Annotated in this window: 25 protein-coding genes and 5 pseudogenes; 16 read left to right on the forward strand and 14 right to left on the reverse strand. The window is 58.1% G+C overall.

The genetic code is table 11. The annotated features are described in order from the left end of the window. Window positions 1-224: 224 nt before the first annotated feature. From FHX15_RS25935 to FHX15_RS25945, 3 genes are all read right to left on the reverse strand, one after another. Window positions 225-446, reverse strand: a complete 222-nt coding sequence (locus tag FHX15_RS25935; RefSeq protein WP_184401244.1) for a hypothetical protein — start codon at window positions 444-446, stop codon at window positions 225-227. Window positions 447-576: 130 nt separating this feature from the next. Further along, entirely contained in the window at window positions 577-786 is a 210-nt protein-coding gene (locus tag FHX15_RS25940; RefSeq protein WP_067966826.1) for a cold-shock protein, read from the reverse strand. A gap of 930 nt (window positions 787-1,716) precedes the next feature. Then, on the reverse strand, window positions 1,717-2,604 hold the full coding sequence (locus tag FHX15_RS25945) for a LysR family transcriptional regulator (protein WP_184401245.1): 888 nt from the start codon (window positions 2,602-2,604) through the stop codon (window positions 1,717-1,719). Between the two features lie 98 nt (window positions 2,605-2,702). On the opposite strand from FHX15_RS25945, the pseudogene FHX15_RS25950 reads away from it, so the two are divergent. From FHX15_RS25950 to FHX15_RS25970, 5 genes and pseudogenes are all read left to right on the forward strand, one after another. Then, window positions 2,703-3,937, forward strand: a pseudogene (locus FHX15_RS25950) (MFS transporter). 62 nt (window positions 3,938-3,999) lie between these two features. Beyond that, window positions 4,000-5,106, forward strand: a complete 1,107-nt coding sequence (locus FHX15_RS25955) for an alpha/beta hydrolase (RefSeq protein WP_184401246.1) — start codon at window positions 4,000-4,002, stop codon at window positions 5,104-5,106. Between the two features lie 162 nt (window positions 5,107-5,268). Continuing rightward, window positions 5,269-5,742 (forward strand): hypothetical protein, encoded by a 474-nt coding sequence (locus tag FHX15_RS25960; RefSeq protein WP_184401247.1) that lies wholly within the window; start codon window positions 5,269-5,271, stop codon window positions 5,740-5,742. A gap of 19 nt (window positions 5,743-5,761) precedes the next feature. Further along, window positions 5,762-6,460, forward strand: a complete 699-nt coding sequence (locus FHX15_RS25965) for a hypothetical protein (protein WP_184401248.1) — start codon at window positions 5,762-5,764, stop codon at window positions 6,458-6,460. After that, window positions 6,457-6,876, forward strand: a complete 420-nt coding sequence (locus FHX15_RS25970) for a cyclophilin-like fold protein (protein WP_246779086.1) — start codon at window positions 6,457-6,459, stop codon at window positions 6,874-6,876. The genes FHX15_RS25965 and FHX15_RS25970 overlap by 4 nt, the downstream gene beginning before the upstream one ends. A 236-nt stretch (window positions 6,877-7,112) precedes the next feature. Here the strand turns inward: FHX15_RS25970 and moaA are convergent. The 6 genes and pseudogenes from moaA to FHX15_RS26000 all read right to left on the reverse strand — a co-directional run bounded on the left by moaA (window position 7,113) and on the right by FHX15_RS26000 (window position 14,105). Then, a pseudogene (moaA, locus tag FHX15_RS25975) lies at window positions 7,113-8,141 on the reverse strand (GTP 3',8-cyclase MoaA). 14 nt (window positions 8,142-8,155) lie between these two features. After that, on the reverse strand, window positions 8,156-9,079 hold the full coding sequence (locus tag FHX15_RS25980) for an XdhC family protein (RefSeq protein ID WP_409527038.1): 924 nt from the start codon (window positions 9,077-9,079) through the stop codon (window positions 8,156-8,158). Window positions 9,080-9,142: 63 nt separating this feature from the next. After that, window positions 9,143-11,347 carry an aldehyde oxidoreductase molybdenum-binding subunit PaoC gene (paoC, locus tag FHX15_RS25985; RefSeq protein WP_184401250.1) on the reverse strand — a complete coding sequence of 735 codons (2,205 nt, stop codon included), beginning with the start codon at window positions 11,345-11,347 and terminating at the stop codon, window positions 9,143-9,145. Window positions 11,348-11,352: 5 nt separating this feature from the next. Continuing rightward, a complete protein-coding gene (locus FHX15_RS25990) occupies window positions 11,353-12,303 on the reverse strand; it encodes an FAD binding domain-containing protein (protein WP_184401251.1) in 951 nt (316 codons plus the stop codon). Next, window positions 12,300-12,941: an aldehyde dehydrogenase iron-sulfur subunit PaoA gene (gene paoA, locus FHX15_RS25995; protein WP_184401252.1), complete on the reverse strand. Its 642-nt coding sequence runs from the start codon at window positions 12,939-12,941 to the stop codon at window positions 12,300-12,302. The genes FHX15_RS25990 and paoA overlap by 4 nt, the downstream gene beginning before the upstream one ends. A 270-nt stretch (window positions 12,942-13,211) precedes the next feature. Next, window positions 13,212-14,105, reverse strand: coding sequence for a LysR family transcriptional regulator (locus tag FHX15_RS26000; protein ID WP_184401253.1), 894 nt, complete (start codon window positions 14,103-14,105; stop codon window positions 13,212-13,214). Between the two features lie 124 nt (window positions 14,106-14,229). Between FHX15_RS26000 and FHX15_RS26005 the strand changes: the two genes are divergently transcribed. The 11 genes and pseudogenes from FHX15_RS26005 to FHX15_RS26055 all read left to right on the forward strand — a co-directional run bounded on the left by FHX15_RS26005 (window position 14,230) and on the right by FHX15_RS26055 (window position 21,608). Beyond that, the gene (locus FHX15_RS26005; RefSeq protein ID WP_184401254.1) at window positions 14,230-14,625 is read left to right on the forward strand and encodes a cupin domain-containing protein; all 396 of its coding nucleotides are present in this window, start codon (window positions 14,230-14,232) and stop codon (window positions 14,623-14,625) included. A 52-nt stretch (window positions 14,626-14,677) separates the two neighbouring features. After that, a complete protein-coding gene (locus tag FHX15_RS26010) occupies window positions 14,678-14,920 on the forward strand; it encodes a tautomerase family protein (RefSeq protein ID WP_184401255.1) in 243 nt (80 codons plus the stop codon). Next, entirely contained in the window at window positions 14,917-16,098 is a 1,182-nt protein-coding gene (locus FHX15_RS26015) for an arabinose transporter (RefSeq protein WP_184401256.1), read from the forward strand. Before FHX15_RS26010 ends, FHX15_RS26015 begins: the two co-directional genes overlap by 4 nt. Window positions 16,099-16,324: 226 nt before the next feature. Continuing rightward, the gene (locus FHX15_RS26020) at window positions 16,325-16,948 is read left to right on the forward strand and encodes an NTP transferase domain-containing protein (protein ID WP_184401257.1); all 624 of its coding nucleotides are present in this window, start codon (window positions 16,325-16,327) and stop codon (window positions 16,946-16,948) included. 133 nt (window positions 16,949-17,081) lie between these two features. After that, window positions 17,082-17,312: pseudogene (locus FHX15_RS26025) on the forward strand ((2Fe-2S)-binding protein); the annotation flags it as partial. Next, window positions 17,309-18,294: pseudogene (locus tag FHX15_RS31830) on the forward strand (FAD binding domain-containing protein). The pseudogenes FHX15_RS26025 and FHX15_RS31830, both read left to right, overlap by 4 nt. Next, complete coding sequence (locus tag FHX15_RS26035) at window positions 18,291-18,401, forward strand: twin-arginine translocation signal domain-containing protein (RefSeq protein WP_184401258.1); 111 nt, start codon at window positions 18,291-18,293, stop codon at window positions 18,399-18,401. Before FHX15_RS31830 ends, FHX15_RS26035 begins: the two are co-directional and overlap by 4 nt. A 351-nt stretch (window positions 18,402-18,752) precedes the next feature. Further along, complete coding sequence (locus tag FHX15_RS26040) at window positions 18,753-19,211, forward strand: hypothetical protein (RefSeq protein WP_184401259.1); 459 nt, start codon at window positions 18,753-18,755, stop codon at window positions 19,209-19,211. Window positions 19,212-19,316: 105 nt separating this feature from the next. Further along, a complete protein-coding gene (locus tag FHX15_RS26045) occupies window positions 19,317-19,544 on the forward strand; it encodes a CopG family transcriptional regulator (RefSeq protein WP_183749925.1) in 228 nt (75 codons plus the stop codon). After that, window positions 19,541-19,984: a TA system VapC family ribonuclease toxin gene (locus FHX15_RS26050; protein ID WP_184401260.1), complete on the forward strand. Its 444-nt coding sequence runs from the start codon at window positions 19,541-19,543 to the stop codon at window positions 19,982-19,984. Before FHX15_RS26045 ends, FHX15_RS26050 begins: the two co-directional genes overlap by 4 nt. 509 nt (window positions 19,985-20,493) lie before the next feature. Further along, window positions 20,494-21,608: pseudogene (locus FHX15_RS26055) on the forward strand (IS110 family transposase). Between the two features lie 619 nt (window positions 21,609-22,227). On the opposite strand, the gene FHX15_RS26060 reads toward FHX15_RS26055, so the two are convergent. The 5 genes from FHX15_RS26060 to FHX15_RS26080 all read right to left on the reverse strand — a co-directional run bounded on the left by FHX15_RS26060 (window position 22,228) and on the right by FHX15_RS26080 (window position 24,846). Beyond that, entirely contained in the window at window positions 22,228-22,800 is a 573-nt protein-coding gene (locus FHX15_RS26060) for a DUF1003 domain-containing protein (protein ID WP_184401261.1), read from the reverse strand. A gap of 51 nt (window positions 22,801-22,851) precedes the next feature. After that, entirely contained in the window at window positions 22,852-23,298 is a 447-nt protein-coding gene (locus tag FHX15_RS26065; protein WP_184401262.1) for a pyridoxamine 5'-phosphate oxidase family protein, read from the reverse strand. A gap of 12 nt (window positions 23,299-23,310) precedes the next feature. Next, window positions 23,311-23,616, reverse strand: coding sequence for a hypothetical protein (locus FHX15_RS26070; protein ID WP_246779087.1), 306 nt, complete (start codon window positions 23,614-23,616; stop codon window positions 23,311-23,313). 517 nt (window positions 23,617-24,133) lie between these two features. Further along, on the reverse strand, window positions 24,134-24,334 hold the full coding sequence (locus FHX15_RS26075; RefSeq protein WP_184401264.1) for a hypothetical protein: 201 nt from the start codon (window positions 24,332-24,334) through the stop codon (window positions 24,134-24,136). 245 nt (window positions 24,335-24,579) lie between these two features. After that, complete coding sequence (locus FHX15_RS26080) at window positions 24,580-24,846, reverse strand: hypothetical protein (protein WP_184401265.1); 267 nt, start codon at window positions 24,844-24,846, stop codon at window positions 24,580-24,582. Window positions 24,847-25,171: the final 325 nt, after the last annotated feature.

Here is a 25,171-nt window from a genome sequence, read left to right on the forward strand (position 1 = left end):
AACTAAACCCGAGTTTGCAGGCCCTAGACGGGGTCTGCAATATCCCCGCCGGGACGGTGGTTGCGGTGACTTCGGTCAATCGGCTGATGGCCCAACAGGCACATCGATGGACACGTTGAAGCACTCGACCCGAACAACATCATGAGGCAACGACCTCGGAAAGGACCATGACCCCGGCAAGGATGTTGCAGGCGCTTGACAAACACCCGCAATTAAAGGGCCGATTAACATTTCGCTCTTTTGGCGAGCAGAGAGGCCGTCGCTGTCGCACGGTCCTGCGCTTCTTTTGCCAGCCGTGCTTCTCGAAGCCGCAGGGTCTTTTCCTTGCGGGAGCGAACGATGGAATCGAGCTCTTCGACCGCGCCGTTACGGGCGAAGAACTGCGTTTGAGCATTGGCGAAGGCAATCTCCGCCCGCTGGCGAGATTTGCTGTGTATCTGTGACATGGGGTTTCCTGAGTCAGACCGCCAGAATATGGCGGCAAAAAAAGGCCAGGCTGACTGCCTGACCTCGGTTGGTATCGTGCTTTCAACAGTGCCAGTACATCCGTGGTCAAAGGAAAGCGAATACCGGGTGTTAGGCAGCTTGGAGATTGCAAGCCGACATTTTTCCCGACTTGTTGTCGCGCTCCATTTCGAAGCCGATCTTCTGGCCTTCGACGAGTTCGCGCATGCCCGCGCGTTCGACGGCAGAAATATGGACGAACGCATCGGCGCCGCCATTGTCAGGCTGAATGAAGCCGAAGCCCTTGGTGGAATTAAACCATTTAACTGTGCCAGTGGTCATGACGAACCCTTTCATAACCATAGAGGAACCACAGCGCTCGCGCGCCGCGGATGGTGATAACGATTTTTGAAAGGAAGATTCGTTCAAGGCGCGGTGCCAATCGCGCGGTAACCAAAGCTTAGCAAGCAAATATCGACGATCGCTTGGACTATCCGCTGCACAATGTCAACTTTTAGTTTTCGGTATATTGTGACTCGATTTATGGTTGCAGTCTCGAAACTTATCTCGCTGGGCCCTCAAGCTACGAGACCGTAAACGGCATAATAGGCAGAAGGCCCTATAAAGGGGGAAGTGTCTGCCGAGCTTCTCTGCCCACAATCTCACTGTCTGATGAGGGCGATGACGCCTCGCGCCCTTCTCCGCCGACGAAATACTGAAAGCCCTCCGCCTTGATAGATACAAGCCAGAAACGGAGCGACGAACGGCGGATAGGCTGCATCCGTCACTCCGGCTGTTTAGACCAACTCCGATAAGGACGCTGGGTCGAATCCTCTTAAACTCGAGAAATCACCGCCCTCGACTTTAACGACCCAAGTCGGATCAGTAAGCAGCACGCGCCCGATGGCAATAAGGTCGAACTCGTCGCGCTCGAAGAGCCGTGTGTTCGCCGACTTTACCACCGAGCAGTTTCAGGGGGAGAGATAATGCCGATCGGTTCGCTGGTAGTCTTGGATAAAAGGCGGGTCACTTGCCTCGCCTTGAACGTCGGCGCGATCAAAAAATGTCGCCCCGGCAAACACCGAAGCAGCTGAAAATGTCGCGAAAATTCGGGATTCCGGGCGGTGCCGGGCGACCGGCGCGCGATCCGCACGACGTCGGCTTGTAGGTCGGGAACACCCGCTCGACTTTGAGAGCAAGATCCTCGCACTCATTATCGAGTCCCTATTCCCCCCAACGGTTTTGTCTCGCGCGACGATAGTTTTCGCCGGACTAGACACGTAATGCCTCTACTACCACTTTGAAGGCCGGTGAATTTTGTCTTCTGCTTGGATAATAGAGGTAATATCCCGGGAACAACGGCGTCCAGTCATCAAGAACCTGTACCAGCTCTCCGGCTGCGACCAGCGATTCCACGAGGTTTTCAGGCACGTAAGCAATGCCATAGCCCTCCAGCGCTGCGTCGATCATGGCGTAAGATGTGTTGAAGGTGAGCTGCCCTTCAACACGGACTCGTAGCTCCCTGCCGTCCTTCTCGAATTCCCATCCGTATAGCCCGCCCAGGTGGGACTGCCGGTGGTTGATACAATTATGGCCGACAAGATCCTGCGGCGTTTCAGGAATAGGTTTAGTGGCAAAATATTTACGAGATCCCACGGCGACTAGTCGCCAGTCGGGCCCAATGCGGACAGCAATCATGTCCTTGTCGACACTTTCGCCAAGCCGCACGCCTGCGTCGAACTTTTCTTCTACGATATTCCGGAAGCCATTGTCGCTGTTAAGCTCGACCTTGATGTCGGGGTAGTTTTTGAGGACCGAGCGCAGTTTCGGCCAGACAACACTCTGCAAAGCGTGATCGGAGAGCGTTATCCGCACATAGCCAGATGGCTTGTCCCTGATCTCCATAAGCGCGTCGATCTCGGTCTCGATCTCTTCAATGCGGGGTGCCAGCGAGCGGATCAGCCTCTCACCCGCCTCGGTCGGAACGACGCTACGGGTAGTGCGCGTCAAAAGGCGCAATCCCATCCGCGCTTCGAGCTTCTTGATCGTATGGCTGATCGTCGATTGTGACGTGCCGAGTTTCGCGGCCGCCTTGGTGAAACTTCGTTCTTCCGCGACTGCCAGAAACCAAAGCATATCGTTAAGATCTTCCCTCTTCATGCTCGTCTCCAGAAATGATTCATTAATGTCATCAATCGATAAGTCCAAGCGAATTGCAATGACTAATGCGGGAACTGCGTTCGGCCTATATTGCCGTCATGACCCAGCAAGTTCTCACACGCTCCCGCGCCGGCGCTGACGGCATCAAAACCTCAAGCGCGAAAGCCACAGATCCCGCAGTCCCAATTGCAGCTTGGGGCGCGGTCATATCGATGGCTCTCTGTGTTGCCGTCCTTATTGCTTCCGAGTTCATGCCCGCGAGCCTTCTCTCGCCGATCGCCACTGAACTGGGGGTCACGGAGGGTCGCGCCGGGCAGGCTATCTCTATCTCGGGTGTTTTCGCCGTCCTCACGAGCATCTTCGTGGCGGGGCTGACGCGCCGATTGGACAGACGTTTGGTTCTTTTGTCGTTCTCGTTGATCCTGTTGGTATCCGGAACGATCGTCACATTTGCCCCCAACTATCTCGTGCTGATGATCGGCAGAGCTCTACTGGGTATCGCCATCGGCGGCTTCTGGTCGATGTCGACGTCAATCGTGATGCGGCTGGTTCCAACAGGCTCAGTCCCCAAGGGCCTTGCGATGCTCAACGCCGGGAACGCCATCGCAGCAACGATTGCTGCTCCTCTTGGGAGTTTGCTCGGAAGCTATATCGGTTGGCGTGGCGCGTTCTTTGCGGTTGTACCGCTCGCTTTGCTTGCTCTTGCCTGGCAGTGGACCAGCTTGCCGGCGCTGCCGCCGCGTGAAAGCGAGGGGCCGTCGTATGTATTCCGGCTGCTGCTCCGTCCCCCGGTCGCAATCGGTATGGTCTCGGTCATGCTGCTCTTCATGGGCCAGTTCGCCCTTTTCACATACCTGCGCCCATTCCTGGAAACCGTGACGTCTGTCTCGATCTCGACCCTCTCTCTACTTCTCCTGCTGATGGGCCTGGCGGGTGTCGCCGGGACCACTATCGTCAGCCAGCTATTGCAACATCGACTTTTCACCATTCTCGGCGCAATCCCATTGGTCATGGCCTCGATCGCGTTGGCTCTGATCGCATTCGGCTCGTCGCCGACAATCACCGCCATCCTTCTGATCGGCTGGGGTCTGTTCAGCACTGCTGCTCCCGTTGGCTGGGGCACCTGGCTTAGCCGCACCATGCCCGACGATGCGGAGGCCGGTGGCGGGCTGCAGGTGGCGGCCATTCAACTCGCAATCACCCTTGGGCATCTATCGGAGGCATTTTGTTCGATAGCCAAGGCTGGTGGACAACCTTCCTGTTCGCCGCAGTGCTTCTCGTCGGTTCATGCCTTTTGGCAGTTGTCGCGGGGCGTCTTTCAAGGCGCGGATGAAACTGGCGGAATTCCCATTCATCCCGACAGCCATCGCATCATCGAACAAATGGAAAAGAGAGATGACCAACCAAAACCAAGACCATCCCCGGACCTCGAAGCTCGGCTTTGACCGCCGGCAAGTGCTCAAAATGACCGGTGCCGGCATCGCGGCCATCGCGGCGACGTCCCTGTCCGACACGAACCTTGCAGAGGCCCAAGACAGGTCCAACGGCGCAGCCAATTTCTACACCAGCGATGAAGTGACCTCTCACCAGGTCGCCTTCAAAACCCAGTATCAGACATCGGTCGCTGGCAACCTCTACCTGCCCAAGGATCTCGATCGGACAAGGAAGACGGCGGCTATCGTCGTCGGTCACCCTATGGGCGCCGTAAAGGAGCAGAGCGCTAACCTCTATGCCACTAAGATGGCGGAAGAGGGCTTTGTCGCCATGTCTCTCGATTTACCGTTCTGGGGCGAGAGTGAAGGACAATCACGCAATCTGGTTTCTCCGGAGATTTATGCGGAGGCCTTCAGCGCCGGCGTCGATTTTCTGGGGTCGAGTTCCTTCGTCGACAGACAGAACATCGGCGTGATCGGGATCTGCGGGAGCGGTAGTTTTGTGATCAGCGCGGCAAAGATCGATCCCCGCATCAAGGCTATAGCCACCGTCAGCATGTACGACATGGGCGCTGCTTTTCGTGATGCATTGAACAAGTCCCAGACGGTCGAACAGCGTAAGCAGTTCATCGCAACGGCCGCCGAACAGCGTTGGGCGGAGGTTGATGGTGCCGACATCCAGTACACCGGTGGCACGACGCTCGAACTGAAGGCCGAAACGGATCCGATCCAGCGCGAGTTTTATGACTTCTACCGCACGCTGCGCGGTGAATTCACACCTGCAGGCGTCGCCAGAGAAACAACGACGAAGCCGACCCTGAGCAGCGCCGTTAAGTTCATGAACTTCTACCCGTTCAACGACATCGAGACGATCTCCCCTCGCCCGATGCTGTTCATCTCCGGCGATCAGGCCCATTCGAAGGAATTCAGCCAGGACGCCTACAATCGGGCTGCGGAGCCGAAGGAACTGGTCTGGATCAAGGGGGCCGGTCACGTCGATCTCTACGATCGCGTTGATCTTATCCCGTTCGACAGGCTGAAGCGCTTCTTCGATCAGCACCTCGCGTGAATGGGAATCGAGCCGGCGCGGAAGTTGCCCGTGGCTTCACTCCGTCCATCTGTTTCGGCCGTCGCGGTGGCGACCGAGACATCCTAGGCGAGCTCAAAATACGCTTGCGCATTGCGAGGCAAACAGTCGGCCGCGGTTCATCGATCAGCACAGGATAAAACCATGAGAATCTATCGGTGGTCCGGCTTGATGGCACTACCCTTCGCGGTCGTTTTAGCCGGATACTTCCTTTCCGAACCCGAACTAATCCCGACCAAGGCACTGGCGGCTGCAAACTCGGTGACATTTCCACCCCTTGCTCGGCTGGAGCACTTTACCACGGTGCGGCGAGGGATCACGCGCGAGCACATGCTGAGGAGCCCCGAGGCCCTGGCTGCTCTCAAAGCTGGCAAGCCCGTTCCCACTGGCACGCATATGGTCCTTGTCGACTACCAAAGCGATGTACTGACACGGTACCTTGTAGGCCAGAAGGTTGGCGATGGCGCCGAAGACTGGGAATATCAGTGGTTCTGGCCAGATCAGACCGTCAAGGTGGATGAGAACGTCGCTCGTCGTTACTCATGTCACCGGTCACGCCAGTCCGAACAGTTCATGTTCACGTTTGATGGAGCCATCTCCGATGATGATGCGCTCTGATGGTGGTAGGAGCCAGGTCATGCTTCGACTAGCCGCCAACCGCCTTTGCCTTCCAGCTGGCATGGCCGCGCTGGTGATCCTCGCACTTGACTACTGGTGGCTCGACAATGGCCCGCACGAGTTCTTCGGCGTAGTCTTTTTCGGACATCTGTCATGGCATCTCTTCATCAACAGGCACCGGTTCTTGAAGTTGCGCCTCGGTCAATACAACGCTCGTCGGTGGATCGTCGCGGCCATACACACGTGGCTCATAATAAACATTGCCGTGCTGCTTATTACCAGCGCCGCGGCCTCCCATTCGATATCGGGCTTCTTCCAGTATTCAGTTGACGCCAGCGTCGTGGAGTTTCACTGGTTCTCGGCTTACTGGGTGGTGATGATCATTGCCGTCCATGTCGGCACGCATTGGACGCGAGTGATGTCCTCGGTGGCGACGCTGTTCGGGCTTAGTCCCTCCGGGTTTAGCGCAGGCGTGCTCAGGCTTTCAGCTTTGATCCTTCTGGCCTTCGGCGCATGGAGTTTTGCTGTTCTCGGTGTCCCGACAAAGCTAATGTTCGGCTACAGCCTGGATTTCTGGGACTTCACCGCGTCGGTGACGCCTTTTTTCGCGCATTGGACCGCTGTCATGGCGGGTTTCGCGGTGTTCTCCCATTACTCGTTGACCGCTCTCAGGTCAGCCGAAAATTACCGCTCTCACTCAAAGGTTGGTCAAGCATGAAACACTTCGCAACAGTCGCACTTATCGCCGCTTCGCTTACGATGACAATTGGGGGATCCGCTATGGCTCAAGATCGCATTTTGATTTCGTCCGACTGGGGCAAGGTGACGGCCCAGTTGACCGACAACCCGGCTGCTCGCGCTCTTTTTGACATGCTGCCATTGACGCTCGAGATGGATGATCACCTGCGTCAAGAAAAGACAGGCGATCTGCCTACAGCGTTACCGTCAGCGCCACGTCAGCGCGAATTCTCGGCTGGGACGCTTGGCCTTTGGAGTTCGGGGGATTTCGTAATTTATTACCGCGGTGGAAGCGTACCGTCGCCGGGGATCGTTGTTCTGGGTCAGGTCGAAGGAGATGTTTCGTTCTTCGATCGCCCAGGTAATGTTAAGATCAGAATTGAAAAATCGAAATGATATCGTTTCCGACGATATAAGGCATTTAATTTTCGTCCCCTGAGCAAGCCAAACCCGACAGGACCTTTCGAGGGCTTTGTGATCCATGGGACATACGGACGTTCGAGACCGCCTGAGATCGCGTTGACCAGAACCTCCCTAAGATATAGATCCTGTTTAAGAACGAACGGGCGAGTTTGTCGCGCAAACGGCTCTACGTGCAACATTGTAGCAACAGCAACCGGCTCTCGGCTTCATCAGCCGCCCGTTACGCTCATATGGACTGCTGGGCGGTTTTCGCGATCGATGACGAAGTCATGGCCTTTCGGCTTGCGGGCGATCGCCTGGTCTATAGACGCTGCCAATGCGGCTGGGTCTTTCGTGGCTCGCAAAACCCCGCGCAAGTCGGCGGCGTCGTTCTGGCCGAGGCACATGTAGAGCGTGCCGGTGCAGGTGAGGCGCACGCGGTTGCAGCCCTCACAGAAATTATGGGTCATCGGCGTGATGAACCCTAGGCGGCCGCGGGTCTCTGCGACCTCCACATAACGGGCAGGGCCGCCCGTCTTGAACGGGATATCCTTGAGCGTAAACTGCTTTTCAAGATTTTGGCACAGCACGGACACAGGCAGGTAGCGGTCAGTGCGGTCTTCGTCAATCTCGCCCATCGGCATGGTTTCGATGACGGTGAGATCCATGCCGCGACCATGTGCGAACCGCAGCATATCGGCAATCTCCCCATCGTTGAAATCCTAGAGCGCGACGGCATTGAGCTTGATCTTCAATCCCGCCTTCTGGGCCGCATCGATGCCCTCCATGACCTTTGAGAAATCACCCCACCGGGTGATATCTTTGAATTTTTGCGGACCAAGCGTGTCGAGTGAGATATTGATACGGCGTACGTCGCAGTCATAAAGGTCCTGGGCGAACCGGGCGAGCTGCGAGCCGTTGGTCGTGAGTGTCAGCTCGTCGAGATCGCCGATTTCGATATGACGGCCGATTGAGCGGACCAGATGCATGATGTTCTTGCGCACAAGGGGTTCACCGCCCGTGAGCCGCAGCTTGCGCACGCCTTTGGCTATGAATGCCGAACATAGCCGGTCGAGCTCCTCCAGCGACAGCAGGTCCTTTTTCGGCAGAAAAGACATGTTTTCCGCCATGCAGTAGGTGCACCGGAAGTCGCAGCGATCGGTGACAGAGACGCGCAGGTAAGTCACCAAGCGGCAGAACGGGTCGACCATCGGAGCTACTCTTTGTCGAGGCATCTCCGGATAGGATTTGGGCTCCATCGTCTGCGAAAGTGTCACGGTGATGCGAATACCTCAAGCCGAGCGGCGGCAACGTCGGCGAGAACCGAGAGCGCCAACGAAGTGGCATCCCGGGTCGGGCCAAATAATCCGATCGGCGCCTTGATCCGCTCGAAGGACTTTGGAGGAATACCGCGCGACCGCAGCCGTTCGATGCGGCGGCGATGGGTCCGAGTGCTTCCAAGAGCGCCGATATAGAATGCCGGAGATGCCAAGGCTTCACTCAGGACATTTGCTTCCAAATCCAAGTCATGATGGAGGAGTACGACAGCCGTAAACGCATCGATAAGAATAGCGCCCTGATCCACTCGAAGCCGAGTGCTATCTACCACCTGGACATCGTAGCCTGACACGTCTGCCAGACGACGAACTGCCTCGGCTTCACCCGTTTGACCGGAGATTACGACCCGCGTTCGCGGACGATAGACCGACACGAACGCACGTTCAAACCACTTCGATCGCAGCGGAACCGTATCAGCCCGCGCAAGGGTCTGCGATTGGGGCGTGTAAGCCAGAGCGACTGAGCAACGGTTGGCCAGATCACCAAGGGCATCCGCCAAGATACTTGTGTCGCGGATAACATGAATCGCAATGGTGATGCCCCCACCACAGGGCAGTTCGATATCGAAGAATGGCGACCCCTCGCCGAACCTGACAATCCGATCGCGGCCTTCCGAAATGGCTTGCAAAGCTTCGGCTGCCACCGCCGCCTCGACGCATCCCCCAGAAACATACCCGCAGAATCTACCGTCTGCCGCAACGGCAACATGCGCGCCAAGAGCCCGCGCTGCGCCGCCCCTGATCTCCACCAGGGTTGCGAGCGCCGCGCCCCCGCATCCCGCGGCCTCGACCGCAAAGCCGAGGATGTATGCCGGATCGTCAATCGAGCTCGCCCTTACGGGCGCGGGTATTGTCGCGATGAAAGTCTCGTTCAAGTCGGGTCCTCGAAGGGTTGCGTTGGCCGAACGGGCCACCGCGGTTGATCAGGCAACGTCTGGTAATCCGCCGATCAGCTTGTCGAGGGTCATCGGGTAATGCCGCAGGCGAACTCCCGTCGCATTATAGATCGCGTTGGCGATCGCCGCCGATACGCCGCACAGGCCAAGCTCGCCAATGCCCTTCGCCTTCAACGGCGAAGACATCGGGTCGGTCTCATCCATGAAGACCACTTCCTGATGAGGGATGTCGGCATGCACTGGCACCTCGTACCCGGCGAGGTCATGGTTGACGAAAAAGCCACGGCGGGTATCGACCGCAAGTTCTTCCGATAGAGCTAGACCTGCACCCATCGTCATCGCGCCGATCACCTGGCTTCGCGCCGTAATCGGGTTGAGAATGCGGCCTGCGGCACAGACGGCGAGCATGCGGCGGATACGGGTCTCGCCGGTGGCAATATCGACGCCAACCTCGACGAAATGAGCCCCGAACGTCGACTGCTGATGGCTTTCCGACAGCTTCTCCCATTCGATTTTGTCTTCGCCGACAAGTCCGTCTGGACCGGCAGCTTCAGCGAGCGAAACCGATCTGGTCCCTGAGCGGACGGCGCCCTTCTCGAAGACCACGTCGCTTGCGTTGAGCCCGAGCCTCTCGATGACTGCCTCGCGCAGCTTGACGCAGGCGGCATAGACGCCCGAGGTCGAACAGTTTGCACCGAACTGTCCGCCAGAGCCTGCGGAGACCGGAAAGCGGGAATCCCCAAGTTGCACAGCGACCTTGTCGATCGGCAGGCCCATCATCTCCGCTGCGGTCTGAGCGATGATCGTATAGCTGCCAGTGCCGATGTCCGTCATGTCGGTCTCGACGGTGACGATGCCCTCCTTGTCAAGACGCACCCGTGCGCCGGACGGAAGCAACAGATTGTTGCGAAAGGCGGCGGCCACGCCCGTGCCGATCATCCAGGTGCCTTCGCGTCGGGCTCCAGGACGGCCGCGGCCGCTCCAGCCGAAGCGTTCCGCCCCCAGCTTGAGGCAACCGACGAAGTCACGATGGGAGAAGGGACGGTCGGGTTTTTCCGGGTCGACCTGAGTATCGTTGAGGATGCGAAACTGCACGGGATCCATGCCAAGCTTCTCGGCCATTTCGTCGATGGCAATTTCGAGAGCCATAAGGCCCGGCGCCTCGCCGGGTGCACGCATGGCGTTGCCTTCGGGAAGGTTAAGCGTCGCCAGCCGCATCGCCGTCATGCGGTTTTCACCCGCATAGAGAAGCCGCGTCTGCATCGCCGCCGTTTCAAGTTGGCCGCCCGGTTGGTCGCCTGACCAGCTCTCGTGCGCGATGGCAGTGATCTTTCCATCACGGCCCGCACCGATCCTGAGCCGTTGGATCGTCGCTGGACGATGTGTCGTGTTATTGGGGATGAAGGGACGAGGCAAGGCGACCTTGACGGGACGCTTTGCCGCCTTGGCACCGAAAGCTGCAAGAACGGCATCAACCCGTAGAAACAACTTGCCGCCGAAGCCGCCTCCGATGAAGGGCGACATCAGGTGGATCTTTTCCTTATCGACGCCCAGCGTGGTTGCAAGATCGGACCGCCACCAGTCGATCATCTGGCTGGATGTCCAGACGGTGATTTCGTCTCCATTCCACGCGGCGATTGACGCATGCGGTTCCATCATCGAATGCGACTGATCCGGCGTCGAATAGCGCTCGTCCAGGGTGACTGCGGCGGACTTGAAGGCGCCGTCGAAATCTCCGACCGCCGTATCGGGCGGAGCGCCGCCGGCATCCTTCGGCTTCACCGCCGACTTCATTGCCTCGGCGAGGTCATAGGCGCCCTTGTCTTCGGCGTAATCCACCTTCACAAGATTGGCCGCAGCGCGGGCCTGCTCGAAGGTTTCTGCGACGACTACCGCGATTGCCTGATGGTAATGTTGGATCTCGTCACCGCCGAACAAGCGTGCGGTGTTGAACTTGCCCTTCTCCCGGTTGCCGACGTCGAGCGTGGTGACGACGGCAAGAACGCCGGGGGCGCGCTTTGCGGCATCGACGTTCATCGTCTTGATGCGTCCCTTGCCGATGGTTGATCCTACAGGATAGCCATAGACATAGGGCATGTCCGGATCATGCCATTCATAGGCATACCTCGCCTTGCCGGTTGTCTTGAGCTGGCCGTCGATACGGTGGATCGGCTTGCCGACCACCTTGAGCTGATCGATCGGATTGGTGGTTGCTGGTGTGTCGAACTTCATGGCGATCAGCCTCTCGCTTCGGCGATCACGGCACCGAGCGTGCGCTCGACGAGATCGACCTTGAACTTGTTCTGCTCGGTCGGACGGGCGTTGGCGAGGAGGATACCGGCGGCGGCTCTTGCTCCCTTACCGAGTTCTGCGTCCGCCGCATCGACGCGCCACGGCTTGTGGGCGACGCCGCCAACAGCCACCCTCCCCGTTCCGTCAGATTGAATGACTGCGCCAACAGATACCAAGGCAAAGGCGTAGGACGCACGGTCGCGAACCTTGCGGTAGATGTGCTTGCCCCCGACCGGAGGTGGCAGCACGACCGCGGTGATGAACTCTCCTTGTTCGAGAACCGTCTCTATCTGTGGAGTATCGCCAGGCAGCCGGTGAAAATCGGCGATCGGGATCGAGCGGTGGGTCCCGTCCCGCTTGACGGTCTCGACAATCGCGTCGAGCGCGCGCATCGCGATCGCCATGTCGCTCGGATGCGTGGCGATGCAACCGTCGCTGACGCCCACCACCGCATGCTGGCGGCTGAAGCCGCCAATGGCGGAACAGCCGCTTCCAGGCTGGCGCTTATTGCAGGGCTGGGCAGTGTCGTAGAAATACGGACAGCGCGTCCGCTGCAGGAGATTGCCCGCGGTGGTCGCTTTGTTGCGCAGCTGTCCCGACGCGCCCGCCAGAAGGGCTCGGGAGAGAAGGCCGTAATCGCGACGGACCACTTGGTCTGCAGCCAGGTCGGTATTGCGCACCAAGGCGCCGATGCGAAGGCCGCCTTCGGTGGTCTTCTCGATCTTGTCCAGCTCGAGTCCATTAACGTCGATGAGATGCGTCGGCTTCTCAATTTCCAACTTCATCAGGTCGAGAAGATTGGTGCCTCCGGCGATGAATTTGGCTTCGGGGTTATTTGCAGCCGCCCTGGCCGCGGCCTCCGGTGAGGAGGCGCGTTCATATGTAAAGGCCTTCATGCCGGCACTCCTGCAACTTCGTTGATCGCATCGAGAATGTTGGAGTATGCCCCGCATCGACAGATATTGCCGCTCATGCGCTCGCGGATTTCGGCCGATGTGATGGCCGCCTGCTCGGTCAGATTTTCGGTGACGTGGCTCGGAATGTTGGCTTTGATCTCCTCGAGCACTGCCACGGACGAACAGATCTGTCCGGGGGTACAGTAGCCGCATTGGAAGCCATCGTGCTTGACGAAGGCGGCTTGCATTGGATGGAGATTGCCGGGCTGGCCGAGTCCCTCGATCGTCGTGATTGTGTCGCCGTCGTGCATGACGGCAAGCGTCAGGCAGGAATTGATGCGACGGCCGTCGACCATGACCGTGCAGGCACCGCATTGCCCATGGTCGCAGCCCTTCTTCGTGCCGGTCAAATGCAGGTGTTCGCGCAAGGCGTCGAGCAAGGTCGTCCGGTTGTCGACTACCAAGGTCTGCTGCTCGCCGTTCACCGAAAATGCCACAGAGGTGGTGAGGTCCATCGTACTCCCCGAAGATTGTGCTGCCGCCGCAAGCGGTGCGGCGACGCTGGTCGCTGCCATTGTTGCAGCGGACGTGATAAGTAAGTCTCGTCGGGAGATTTCAAGTTGCTTGGGGGTTTGCATGGCAAGCTCCGGTTCCACAGATGGACAGAAGGCGCTTCGAGCGGCACCATCTTAAACGTAGCGCCGTGAAAACAGATTATTAGCGCTCAACGATCGATTGGACTTATCGTTCCTGAACATAAGTGATCGGGTGGACTGTTGAAGCTGGCTGCCATGATGGCCCGCACGCATCGATAAGGCTGCGGCAGATGTCCGTCTGCAAAATGCTCTTGCGATCGGTGGCGATTGTGACACAGTCGCAGGAATGGCGGAGAGTACCTGACGAACGGCTCAACTGCCCCGGTGGCGCAACGCTTCGACAAGCAGCGCAAATGCCGGCGACGATTGCCGGCGTGTCGGATAGTAGAGGTGGTAACCCTCCCAGTACGGGCACCAATCTTCGAGAACGCGGCGCAGGCGGCCAGCTTCGATGTGCGGCGCGGCTAAAGTTTCAGGGATGAACGCCAGTCCGAAGCCGTCGAGTGCCGCGGTTAACACCTGAAAGATCCCGTTGAACACCACCTGCCCTTCGACCCGGACGCGCAACTCCTGCCCATCTTTCTCGAATTCCCAGGCATAGGTATTGCCATAAGTCGGCAAGCGCAGGTTGATGCAGCGGTGGCTGGTCAGATCCTGAGGGATAGCGGGCTTCGCATGCTGCTCGAAATACTTCGGCGCGCCGACCACCGCGAAGCGGGAATGCGCTGTCAGTGGCACGGCAATCATGTCTTTCGCCACCACGTCGCCCAGCCGGACGCCAGCGTCATAACCAGAGGCAGCGATGTCGGTCATGGCATAATCTATTGCAATCTCTACCCTGATATCTGGATGCTTGGACAGAAATGGCGCCAGCCGGGGCCAGAGAATGTAATCCACCGTGAAGTCGATTGCCGAGATGCGGAACGTGCCGGTCGGCTTATCCCGCTGCTCGCGCAAGGCTTCCAGTTCGGCGCGAATGTCATCCAGGCGCGGTCCCGCGGTTCGCAGCAATCGCTCGCCGGCTTCGGTCGGCGAGACGCTGCGCGTGGTCCGGATCAGCAGGCGAAGGCCGAGCCGCTCTTCCAGAGCACGGATGGTCTGGCTCAGCGTTGGCTGGGCAATGCCAAGCTTGGCGGCGGCCCGTGTGAAACTGCGTTCCCGCGCGACCGCCAGGAATTCCGACAAGCCGGCGAGCGCGTCATCCATTTATCGTCCCTGCCTATAAGTTCATTTGGATTATAGCATCTAATCAGATGACCCGGCAGGGGGTAAAATCCACTCCCAAGATCAATTCTGGCTCAGCCATGGGCCTCAACAGGAAGATCCCGTCATGGATATCACCCGAAACGGGTCCCTGCCTTCCGGCAAGGGGCCTTCCGACTGGTTTACCGGCACCGTTCGCGTTGATCCGCTTTTTGCTTTCAACGACGCCCGCCGGGGAGCCTCGGCACTCGTAACTTTTGAACCTGGCGCCCGCACCGCTTGGCATACCCACCCGGTCGGGCAGAAATTGATAGTCACAACCGGTCTCGGCCTCGTCCAGCGCGAAGGCGGTTCGATCGAGGAGATCCACCCTGGCGACGTGGTGTGGTTCGAGCCCGGAGAAAAGCACTGGCATGGGGCGGCACCCAAGAACGCCATGAGCCATATCGCCATCCAGGAACATCTCGACGGCAAGGTAGTGGACTGGATGGAACACGTTACCGACGAACAGTACGGCTCTTAACCCACTGCCGACTGCAGGGATACGGGAAACCAGTATTCGTAAGGATCAGATCATGCCGCATGTTATCGTGAAATTGGCTGCAGGCCGGTCCGAGCCGGAGAAATTCGCCCTGGCCGAGGAGATTACACGCGCGGTGACCGAAACGCTCGGTTATGGCCCAGATGCGGTTTCCGTTAGCATCGAGGATGTCGCGCCGAAGGATTGGGCCGAGCATGTTTTCACTCCGGATATCATCGACAAGACGGACACGCTTTACAAGAAGCCCGGCTACAAACTCTCCGACCTGCAATCATGACCGAGCTTACTATCCCATCTCCTCGCCACACCGTACTTATGGCGCTGCTGCCAATCATGGCAGCGGTGTTGGTCGCCTTCCTGGTTATCGGGCTGGGCCTCCCCGTGCTGCCGCTACACGTGCACGACACACTCGGGTTCGGCGCCTTCGTCGTCGGCCTTGTCACCGGCAGCCAGTTCGCAGCATCGCTCCTCTCGCGCTTCTGGTCGGGGCGGACCTGTGACACCCATGGGGCCAAGTTCACCGTGCTGGTCGGACTGGGCGCGACGTGCGCCGTCGGCCTGGTTTACGCCCTGTCCCTGGCCATCTCGGATTCGGACCTTTCGGTCGCTGTCCTAATTGGAGGGCGCGCGCTGCTTGGCGCGGCGGAGAGCATTGTCATCACTGGTGCCACCGTCTGGGGGTTGGCCCGTGTGGGCGGCGAGCATGCGGGCAAGGTGATCGCCTGGATGGGAACAGCGATGTTCGCGGCCTTTGCCATCAGCGCTCCGATCGGTGTGGCGATCTACGACCGCGCCGGCTTTGTCGGGATTGCGGCCGTGACCGTCTTTGCTCCGGTTCTGGCCCTCTTACTAGTGATGCCCGTTCGAGGGGTGGTTCCCAACCGGCAGAGCCGCGCCAACACGTTTGCGACTATCGGCAAGATTTGGGTCCCGGGTCTCGGTGCCGCCCTGAGCAGTATCGGGTTTGGCGCCATCCTATCCTTTGCGTCCCTGTTGTTTGCTTCGCATGGCTGGATGCCGGTCTGGCTAGCGTTCAGCTCCTACGCCGTTGCGCTTATCACCGCCCGACTGCTGTTCGGTCACCTGCCCGACCGGATCGGTGGGGCGCGGGTCGCGCTGGCCTGTGTTATCATCGAGGCGGTCGGCCTTGCCTTGATGGGACTGTCTTCGTCCGTCATCCCAGCAGCAGTCGGCGCGGCCCTCACCGGTTTCGGTTATGCTCTGGTGTTTCCAGGCCTTGGCGTGGAAGCAGTCCGGCGCGCGCCGCCAGAGGGAAGAGGTGTTGCCATGGGCGCCTATACCGCTTGCCTGGATCTTGCGTTGGGCGTGTCGGGACCGATCCTGGGATTGCTAGCCGGCCATGCGGGTTTTGGCGCCGTCTTCATCGTAAGCGCCATAGCGGTGCTGTGCGTAGTGCCTATCGCGCTGCGTCTCGACCAGGCAGACCGCAAATGACATTTATGTCAGCCGGTTAGACGCCAGCGCACCTTCGTCTCCAACCACGGCGGCGAGATACTTCGCGCGCATCGCGTGGCGGAGGCTGCCCGGGAACATGGCGTAGTACCATAATCGGGGTGGCCTTGCGGCGCGCTTTCGTCATAGCTAGAGATAGCTTAATCAGGAATTCGCAAGGCGTCACGACCTCCTTGCGTCGGTTCCATCACCAGATCGGTTCCGAAACATGAAACAACGCGAAGGCGTTTCAGTAGGAGCGATCTTGCTGGCGGCCGGACAGGCAAAGCGCATGGGAAAAAACGGCCGGCACAAGCTGCTGGCCGAGTTCGATGGCGTGCCGCTGGTGCGGCGTGCCGCAATTGTATTGCTGGCCTCAAATGCTACGCCGATCGTCGCCGTGACGGGCTATCGGCAAGAAGAGATCGAAGAGGCCATGACTGGCCTCGATATCATTACCTTATATAATCCGTCTTACCTGACGGGCATGGCGAGTTCGGTAGCCTGCGGGGTTTCGCATCCTCAGATTGCTGATTGCGATGGTGTCCTCGTCATGTTGGCAGACATGCCCGGCATCGCAACCAAGCATATCGATAGCGTGGTCAAGGCCTTCCAAAACTCCGGCGGGGAAGCGATCGTGCGGGCCAGCTTTGACGGCAAGCCTGGGCATCCCGTCTTGTTCCCCGGAATGCTCTACGACCGCTTGATCGGACTGTCAGGTGATGTTGGGGCACGAGAGTTGATCGCCGATAGCAAACTCCCGGTCATTATGATCGATATCGGTCCAGCCGCTTTGCTTGATGTCGATACGCCGGCGGCCATTATTGAAAATGGAGGCGTGCTGCGTGGCTGAAGCGCGTCGATAGACTGGTTGGCAGGTTCCACACGTTCCGCCGTTCGTTCTCCGTTGCCCGCGCGGATTCATTTCACCGAGATCATAGAAGTTTTTGCATCCAGCTTCCCCAGCACCCTAAGGCCGCAGGGTCCTGCACGCCGTCCAGACTGCCTTCATCGAGCACGACGCTTTCCAATGCGGATACTGCACGCCTGGGCAGCTCATGTCAGCCGTTGCCTGCATTCGCGAAGGCCACGCTGGTTCTGACGACCAGATCCGCGAATATAGAAGCGGCAACGTCTGTCGCTACGGCGCCTATCCACATATCGTGGCCGCGGTCCGCGATGCCGCAAGCCGCCTAAAGAACGAGGCTGCGTTGTGAGGCAGTTTGATTATCTGCGCGCCGCAAATACCACGACGGCGATCACCGAGGCGGCCAACCCGGAGACCAAGTTTCTTGCCGGCGGCACGACGCTCCTCGATCTCATGAAACTCAATGTCGAGCGCCCTGCACGTCTGGTCGACATCACGCGCCTACCAAGTCTCGACACGATCAATGTCTCGGCGGATGTCATTCGTATCGGTGCGCTCGCTAAGATGAGCAAGGTCGCTGCCCACGCGATATCATTAAAATGGCTCCGGTTCTGTCCGAGAGCCTATGGCGGGCCGCCTCGGCACAACTGCGCAACATGGTCTCCATCGGCGGCAACTTGATGCAGCGTACGCGTTGCACCTATTTCCGGGGAGCCTACTCGAACTGCAACAAGCGCAATCCTGGTTCAGGCTGCGCCGCGGTTGAACGCGTCAACCGCAACCACGCGGTGCTCGGCAGCAGCGATGCATGTATCGTCATTTATCCCGGCGACTTCGCCGTCTCGCTCGTGGCGTTAGACGCCACTGTGCTCATTCGAGGCTCTGTCGAGCGCCGCGTCCCTATCGATGAATTCTACCTGCTTCCGGGGCAAACGCCGAACCTCGAGCATCAGCTGTCACCCGGCGAGATGATCGTTGGGATCGAAGTCCCGCGTGTCCCCGCCTTGAAGCGGTCGCACTATCTCAAGGCCCGTGATCGCGCTTCGTATGAGTTTGCCGCGGCCAGTGCCGCCGTCGGGATCGAATTCGAACCTGATGGAAAGACCGTTCGCGATGTTCGTATCGCGGTTGGTGGTATCGCCACCAAACCCTGGCGTCTTCGTGCCGTCGAAGGTGCATTGAAAGGCAAGCCGATCGACGAGGCAACGCTTCGAACAGCAGCCGCAGCCGCTGTCGATGGCTCAAAATCGAGTAGACACAACGCCTTCAAGATCGAGCTGACTCCGAAGGTCGTCGCACGCGCCCTGATGACGGTAGGAGACATCGCATGACAAACAACAATCCGTTGGAACTCAACCGCCGTACCGTCATGAAACTTGGAGCCGGTGTGGCCGCGGTTGCCGGCACTGGCGTCAATCTGGGGCGATGCCCCCCGTGAACGTCTGCGGACGCGTGAGCGAAACTTTGACCGGACGGTTCACTGACGAGAGGCAACACAGGCGAGTCCGACATGGGGATGCGCTCCGGTACCTCGCCAATCTTGTGGTCAGGTCTCATCCTAGCTGAGCGCCATTCAGAAATGCCCTTTCTACGCCTATGCAGAAAATTCCGTCTAAACGGATGCTGTGGAAACGGTCATATCGATGCGACTTTCTGACCGGAGCAGCTGCCGCGAGGGAAGCGCTCGACGTCGACGCCTGACGTTCCGTTAAAACGGGCGCACCTTGGCACCCGGAGACATTCGATTGCCGCCAATCGCTCACATCTCCCGCAGCAGGAAAGGGTCCCCATGCCTTTGTCACGTTTTCGTTCTGTTTTCTTTGCTACTTTCGCAGCTATTCTCCTTTTAGCGAGTGGCTTCACCGCCACGGCCGCTAACCGCGTGACGTTCCCCAAAGATTTCAAGCAAATGGTCATTTATGGGGATTACAGGCGTGGCTCAAGCGGCGAGCTGGCCTACGCCCTGAAAGAAACGACCGGCATCGCCAAGGCCGGCCAGCCACTGCCGCCGGGCACAAGGCTTGTATTGGAGATCAATGATAACGGCGCACTGACAAGCTCTTTCGTCATGGAAAAGAACGTCGATTGGGGCCTTGAAGTCGAGGAAGAGAAGCGCACGGGCGACTGGCATTTTCAGCAGTTCGGCGCCCAAACTCGGCGTTGCACGCAAATTTCACCATCGCTTTGTGTAGAGACTTTCGCCTCGAGCAGGTATCGAACCGGGGACCCGTGGCCTGGACAGATTTAAGGATGTGATTTCAACTGCATTGCTGCGTCTTTTTGGTATCCAGCTTGAGACGGTCGACCACTTGCTTTATATGATGCGTGATGATTGATGCGCGATGAGGCGAATATGAGAACGACCTTGGCAATCGACGACGATGTCCTGATCGCGGCAAAAGCGATGGCAACCCAGCAGCATCGGAGCGTCGGCGAGGTCATTTCTGAGCTGGCGAGACGTTCTCTTCGCCGACCGCCCAGCAGCGCTGAGCGCAATGGCATTCCTCTCCTGTCAGTTCGGCCAGGTGCGCCGCCAGTGACGCTCGACATCGTGAACGCCTTGCGTGACGAACTGCCGTGACTTTCCTGCTCGACGTCAATGTACTGATTGCCTTAATTGATCCGGGCCATGTAGCTCATGATGATGCGCACGAGTGGTTCACGGCGATGGGTCAGGTCGCGTGGGCTACCTGCCCCATTACCGAAAATGGTGTCATCCGGATTGTCGGCAACCCCAAATATCCCAACTGTCCCGGTTCGCCGTCACTCGTGATGGAGATCGTCCGCAAATTGCGGTCGCTCCCCGGTCACAGTTTTTGGGCGGACGATGTGAGCCTTGTCGGGTCAGGTGATATCGCTCCTGCGAAAATTCTAACATCGGGACAGGTAACTGACACCTACCTGCTTGGGCTAGCCAAAGCACATGGCGGGCAGCTGGCGACATTCGATCGCAAGCTGTCAGCTGCAGCGGTTACAAGAGGCAATTCTGCCTTGCACCTGATCAACATGAGTAGATCGTGAGTTCCCGTCGATACATCATGCGATCCTGGACCCACAGATAGAATACCAACACTGCACAATGCCTATGCGGCCTTCACCTGCAGTGTTGAACGCATGGTCTTCTTCTGCGTCGCCGGCAGTAACCTACAGAGCGGCACTGCCGGATCCGAGCGGCCTTACGATCCTCATGCCGACCGGCGATTTAGCTCGCTGGACTCTCCGAGGGGCTCCTCTCAGAGACGCTCGCCCACACGAGTACTCAAACGAATAGATGCGGCAGATCCATTCTTTCAAAATCGCGCGGAACCGGCGTCGAGAACTTTTGCTCAATGCTTTTGCAGCAGCCGACACGGCGACATGCTCAGGGATATTTCAGAATCAGCGGGATTGTCCCCTCCTCACAACTTTAGATCATGCCAGCATCGTAAGACCGTATGTCCGTCTTCGTGGCCGAGGTGGCTCGCCCTACACTGGTCTTCCGAGGGTTGCTCGGATAGGCCGAGCCGATCCTCATCACAGGAGGACGAGCCGTGGCAGATTATAGAGAAGTGTTCGTTGGAATCGATGTTGCCAAGCGGAAGAATGCGATTGCTGTCGCCGAATACCGCCGGGAGGGAGAGATTCGCTTCTGGGGCGAGGTTGATGCATCGGTCGCAAGCATGCGACGCATCATCCAGCGGATAGCCGCAAAGTTTGACTGCGTTCATTTCTGCTACGAGACCGGACCAACCGGATACGGGCTGCATCGGCTGATCCGATCGCTCGGCCACGAATGTGTGGTCGTCGCTCCATCATTGATCCCCAGGAAGCCAGGCGACAGAGTAAAGACCAATCGTCGAGATGCACTCGCGCTCGCCCGGCTATTGAGGGCCGGCGAGCTCACGGCAGTGTGGGTACCCGATGAGGGTCATGAGGCGATGCAAGACCTCGTTCGCGCTCGGGCTGCGGCTGTCGAGACGTTGCGAGTTCACCGACAGCAGATCAGTGCCTTTATGCTCGAACACGGTCGCATCTATCCACGCAAGAAGGGCTGGACGATGCGATACCTTTGCTGGCTCGAGGAACAACAGTTCGATCATCCTGCGCATCAGATTGCCTTGCAGGAAATGGTTGAGGCGGTCCGCGTCTCGAAAGAGCGCGTGGAACGACTGGAGAAGGTGATCGAGGAGTTTGTCCCAACCTGGTCGCTGGCGCCGGTCATTCGAGCGCTGCAGACCCTGCAAGGGGACGATCTGATCGTCGCCGTGACATTCGCCACGGAGGTCGGCGACGTGAGCCGATTTGGGAGCCCTCGCCAACTGATGGGCTATCTCGGCTTGATCCCTGATGAGTGATCTACGGGCGAGACGGTCAGACGAGGTTCGATCAAGAAGGCAGGCAACGGTCGGGTTCGGCACATGCTGGTCGAGAGCGCGTGGACTTATCGTTACCCGCCAAAAGTCGGCGCGAGAAAGCTATACCGGATGGAGGAAGCGCCGCCGGCAGTCAGAGAGATCGCGTGGAAGGCTCAGAGCGATTGACGGCTCGATATCGCATGCTGGTCGCGCGGGGAAAACGGACAACAGTGGTTTGCACCGCAATTGCCCGAGAATTGGCCGGCTTCATGTGGGCCGTTGCAAGGGAGGCGCAGGCGATCAGGACATAGGTCACTGCAGCGAACTTGCACCTCGCGCATGGGCGGAGGCGGGACAACGGCAGCGGAACATCCGTCAGACGCTTTGTGGCCGGCCTTGTCCGACGCCCGCAGTAAGATAGGAACAGCCCCGGACGCACAATCGGGAATGCGGTAGCCAACCCGCGCATCAGAGCTTGATCACCGAAGTCCTCGAGTTCCGCCTCCACCCATACGCGATCATCATCGTGAATAGTCGTTCGTCGGAACGAGCGGTTACAAGCGATGTGCCCCTGGCACCTTGAACCTTATGATAAGGCCGATTCAGGAACACAAGGATGTGAGATTCGAGGGGACGCCGCCGGCGAAAGCAGCGCAAAGCGCCCGTCTTGCGTTGAAATAAACACACATTCCTTGAGCTTCATCCGATCCACGACTGGAGAAGAGGAAGTGCTGCGGTAAGAAACAACATGAGGGTCATCGGAACCAGGAAGATGAATTCGCCGAACTGAAACGTTCTGCCCAAGCGTCCGACCGTCACTCTCGATGCGACGAGATTGGCGCACCTACCACGACGCTCCGGAACCTGGTACTCGCGTCTGTCGGCATTTCGATGTGCCGAACTGCGTCCCTCTTGCAGCCAAGAGGCCCCCTATTTCGTTGATGCTATCACCAATCGGGTCAGCATAGCGATTTGCTCTTGTTGCTGTGCGACCAGGGCTTTGACCTCAGTGCTTCGTAGCTCGTCAAGCTTGTCGTGGAGGGCCATGATTTCAATTTCCGCTTTCAGATTGACCTCGTAATCATGGGATGCGTCGACGCGGTCCTTTGCAGAGTGCCGGTTCTGGCTCATCATGATAACAGGCGCCTGAACGGCCGCCAGCATGGAGAGGATCAGGTTCAGGAATATGAACGGGTAGGGATCGAAGGCGTGCGAGGCTGCGATCAAATTGACCGCCACCCAGACGGCGAGCGCAACGGCGAAGATAACAATGAATGTCCAAGAACCGCCGAACTTGGCGACCTGGTCTGCCAATCGTTGAGCCGAGGTGAGCTTCTCGTCGAATGACTGATTTGAATCGCGGGTAATTGCCCTTCGTAAAACCAGTCGCCGGAATACCGCTTGCTCTCGCTGCGTCAGCAGCTCGAAGGGCTTTCCCAGGTATCGATTGGCACCTAGCGAAATTTCCTGCGCGGATATTTCGCGCTCTGTCTCTGCAGACATGATCTCCTCCAGATGTACAAACTTGCCGCGACTTCAGGGCGTTAACGCCATTCAAGACGCAACCAATTTCCTGCCAGATATCTGAGCAATCGAGATACTGAAGAAGATCGGAGCTTCCTTACCCTCCGAGCCGGTGCCGGGCTTGGAGGAGCCGGGCTCCCACCACAATGGCCGCTTTTGTAATAAGGACCAGGCGTGAAGACGTTCATTGTGCCGTTCCGAAGTGTCCGGCAGTTCATCATAGGTGCCTTGAACGAGGACGCTCTTCCAACGGTGATGTTCCCCGGTTTCCTCCACCAGAAGGCAAGCGTTCGGATTGCTCCGCATCCAATCGACCTTTTGCCCCGCCAGGGAAAAGACATAGAGCTTTTCTCCATCGAACGCATAGTGGACAGGCACGACGTAAGGTCGATTGTCGCGGACACAGGCAAGATGCCCAACATTTTGGTGGGCAACGACTTCCCGGCTTTCGCGCTCGGTCATTTCCCGAATGCCCAATTTATGATCCTCCTAGCTCTGAAACCCGGGTATGGAAGGGCGCGAGCCTCGGCGTTTGGTCGAAGGTGCAATGGTTTTCGTTGCTTCTTCCCGGCCCATGTTTTCGAACGTTGCCTCGAAAAGCTCCTGCGCATATGCAATCGCAGAATCGGCATCCGCGGATGACAGCTTGATGTCTTCGCATTTCAATCGCATCGCACGGCGAATGGCCGACAGCGCCTGTTGGGCTGCATGTTTTTCACCGTCTTTGATGAGGAGGCTCAACGCGGTCATTGCGACAACCTCCAATACCGTAATACGGCCTTCGATCTCGCCCATGGACGGAATGGCAAGGTTTGCGCCGTTCCCGTAACCATCGCGCTTGGCATTGTACATTTCGGGAATCCCTTCGTGAAGTTCGGCTTATCCTATCGGTTCAATGGAATTTGCTCCGTGTGAACGGCTTAGCCTTCCTGCGGAAGTTTTTGGCTTCGATAGCAGAACGGACCCTCCCTCATTTTCCCAAGCTGAAACAGCCGCAGAGTCCGCGTTCAGTCTTTGCCGTTTGGAGGCCGGATAATTGACGGTCGGGATAGTTGCGGCCTCAATCCGACGGATGACAGCGACCTCCTGCAAGTGCCGATCACCTTCGGTCGCTTGCATCTCAGAAGTAGCGTAGTCAGCCCGCTTGAGGACGCGTCTAAGTGTTTTTCGTTCCTCGGGCGTTGGGCACATCGATTCTGGTCCTTAAGACTGAGGCGAGGCAAGTATTGAGAGCACATGCGACATTGCTGTCCATCTCGGCTTGAATAAAGTTGCCGACGCGATATTCATCGGATGCACATTTGTGCCTTCTTCATGAAAGGTCCCCGGCGGGGTTCAGCGGCCTTCTTCCGGCGTTGAGCAGAAGCTGGCGTTCTGTCGCAGTTGGCCCCAACAGCTTCAGCAGTCGTTTCTCTTCAAGGCGGTCAAGCCGGAAGCGCTTGGCAAAATCACTAATTGTCCAGACCCTGGCCAATCTGAACGAACGAGTCTGTTGAGCCTTCGTGGCAGTCATTTGATGCTCTCCTCAGTTGCGGCCGTCACTTGAACGTCGCGCTGGCCTTGAGCTATCCTGTCGCACGCGACATCCAGGGGCCCGCGCCATTAGTTTCTCCATGAGCATCGCGCGGGATGCTCAATCCATAAAGGACCGCGAGAGCGAGCCCAATTGCCAAAGCGGCCACCATTATCCGTCGACCAGCCCGAGAAACCATAACGCCGCAATCCTTTGTAAATAAGGTGCCGTTACAGGGCCGCTCGCTATTCCTTACCCTCGGCATCCTTCTTGATTGCCGACTCCAAGTCCTGCGGATGAACCTGCAACAATTGCCTTGTCCCGATACTGACACCAAGGGCCGGTATTTCGATATGCGTTGCAGTTCTTCGGTAAGCGGGAAATGACAGTCCTTCTATCAGTTCTTCATCTACTATCACTCGGTAGGTGCCCGCATCGAGCGGCACGACCAGAGCGCTTAGGGCAAAAGGACGAGAAAAGGTAATCTCAGATTCTGTTGTGCGTTCTGACATAGGAACCCCAATTGGTCGATTGGACCAACGCTCACCGGAAACCACGCAATTTCTGTAACTGCAATCCGGATGCTACCAGAACGTGCCTTGCAGTATGACGTACAGAATGAATGCGACAGCCATGAGGGGGATCGATTTCATGAAGAAATCCCCATATCTCAAGCCACTGAGAGATCGCATTGCGCGTTCGTGTCTGGAAGTTCTTGCTATGGAAGACATCGCGTCCTCCCGTTTGGGGCTAGAGCTTTTTTGCGGCCCTAAAAAGCAGCGCCCGTTCCGTGGCTGCTACTATATCTTAAGTGGGGAGGCTGGACGCAATTGCAAG

This window comes from Rhizobium sp. BK650 (assembly GCF_014195325.1).
Classification (GTDB): domain Bacteria; phylum Pseudomonadota; class Alphaproteobacteria; order Rhizobiales; family Rhizobiaceae; genus Rhizobium.

Coding starts and splice junctions, on each gene's coding strand:
- paoC (WP_184401250.1), bottom strand. CDS start 11,347: ATGAAGTTCGACACACCAGCAACCACCAATCCGATCGATCAGCTCAAG.
- FHX15_RS26040 (WP_184401259.1), top strand. CDS start 18,753: ATGCCTTTGTCACGTTTTCGTTCTGTTTTCTTTGCTACTTTCGCAGCT.
- FHX15_RS25960 (WP_184401247.1), top strand. CDS start 5,269: ATGAGAATCTATCGGTGGTCCGGCTTGATGGCACTACCCTTCGCGGTC.
- FHX15_RS25965 (WP_184401248.1), top strand. CDS start 5,762: ATGCTTCGACTAGCCGCCAACCGCCTTTGCCTTCCAGCTGGCATGGCC.
- FHX15_RS26080 (WP_184401265.1), bottom strand. CDS start 24,846: ATGTCAGAACGCACAACAGAATCTGAGATTACCTTTTCTCGTCCTTTT.
- FHX15_RS26010 (WP_184401255.1), top strand. CDS start 14,678: ATGCCGCATGTTATCGTGAAATTGGCTGCAGGCCGGTCCGAGCCGGAG.
- FHX15_RS25990 (WP_184401251.1), bottom strand. CDS start 12,303: ATGAAGGCCTTTACATATGAACGCGCCTCCTCACCGGAGGCCGCGGCC.
- FHX15_RS26000 (WP_184401253.1), bottom strand. CDS start 14,105: ATGGATGACGCGCTCGCCGGCTTGTCGGAATTCCTGGCGGTCGCGCGG.
- FHX15_RS26070 (WP_246779087.1), bottom strand. CDS start 23,616: ATGGGCGAGATCGAAGGCCGTATTACGGTATTGGAGGTTGTCGCAATG.
- FHX15_RS26045 (WP_183749925.1), top strand. CDS start 19,317: ATGAGAACGACCTTGGCAATCGACGACGATGTCCTGATCGCGGCAAAA.
- FHX15_RS25945 (WP_184401245.1), bottom strand. CDS start 2,604: ATGAAGAGGGAAGATCTTAACGATATGCTTTGGTTTCTGGCAGTCGCG.
- FHX15_RS26035 (WP_184401258.1), top strand. CDS start 18,291: ATGACAAACAACAATCCGTTGGAACTCAACCGCCGTACCGTCATGAAA.
- FHX15_RS25955 (WP_184401246.1), top strand. CDS start 4,000: ATGACCAACCAAAACCAAGACCATCCCCGGACCTCGAAGCTCGGCTTT.
- FHX15_RS26075 (WP_184401264.1), bottom strand. CDS start 24,334: ATGACTGCCACGAAGGCTCAACAGACTCGTTCGTTCAGATTGGCCAGG.
- FHX15_RS25970 (WP_246779086.1), top strand. CDS start 6,457: ATGAAACACTTCGCAACAGTCGCACTTATCGCCGCTTCGCTTACGATG.
- FHX15_RS25935 (WP_184401244.1), bottom strand. CDS start 446: ATGTCACAGATACACAGCAAATCTCGCCAGCGGGCGGAGATTGCCTTC.
- FHX15_RS25940 (WP_067966826.1), bottom strand. CDS start 786: ATGACCACTGGCACAGTTAAATGGTTTAATTCCACCAAGGGCTTCGGC.
- FHX15_RS26020 (WP_184401257.1), top strand. CDS start 16,325: ATGAAACAACGCGAAGGCGTTTCAGTAGGAGCGATCTTGCTGGCGGCC.
- paoA (WP_184401252.1), bottom strand. CDS start 12,941: ATGCAAACCCCCAAGCAACTTGAAATCTCCCGACGAGACTTACTTATC.
- FHX15_RS26060 (WP_184401261.1), bottom strand. CDS start 22,800: ATGTCTGCAGAGACAGAGCGCGAAATATCCGCGCAGGAAATTTCGCTA.
- FHX15_RS26015 (WP_184401256.1), top strand. CDS start 14,917: ATGACCGAGCTTACTATCCCATCTCCTCGCCACACCGTACTTATGGCG.
- FHX15_RS26005 (WP_184401254.1), top strand. CDS start 14,230: ATGGATATCACCCGAAACGGGTCCCTGCCTTCCGGCAAGGGGCCTTCC.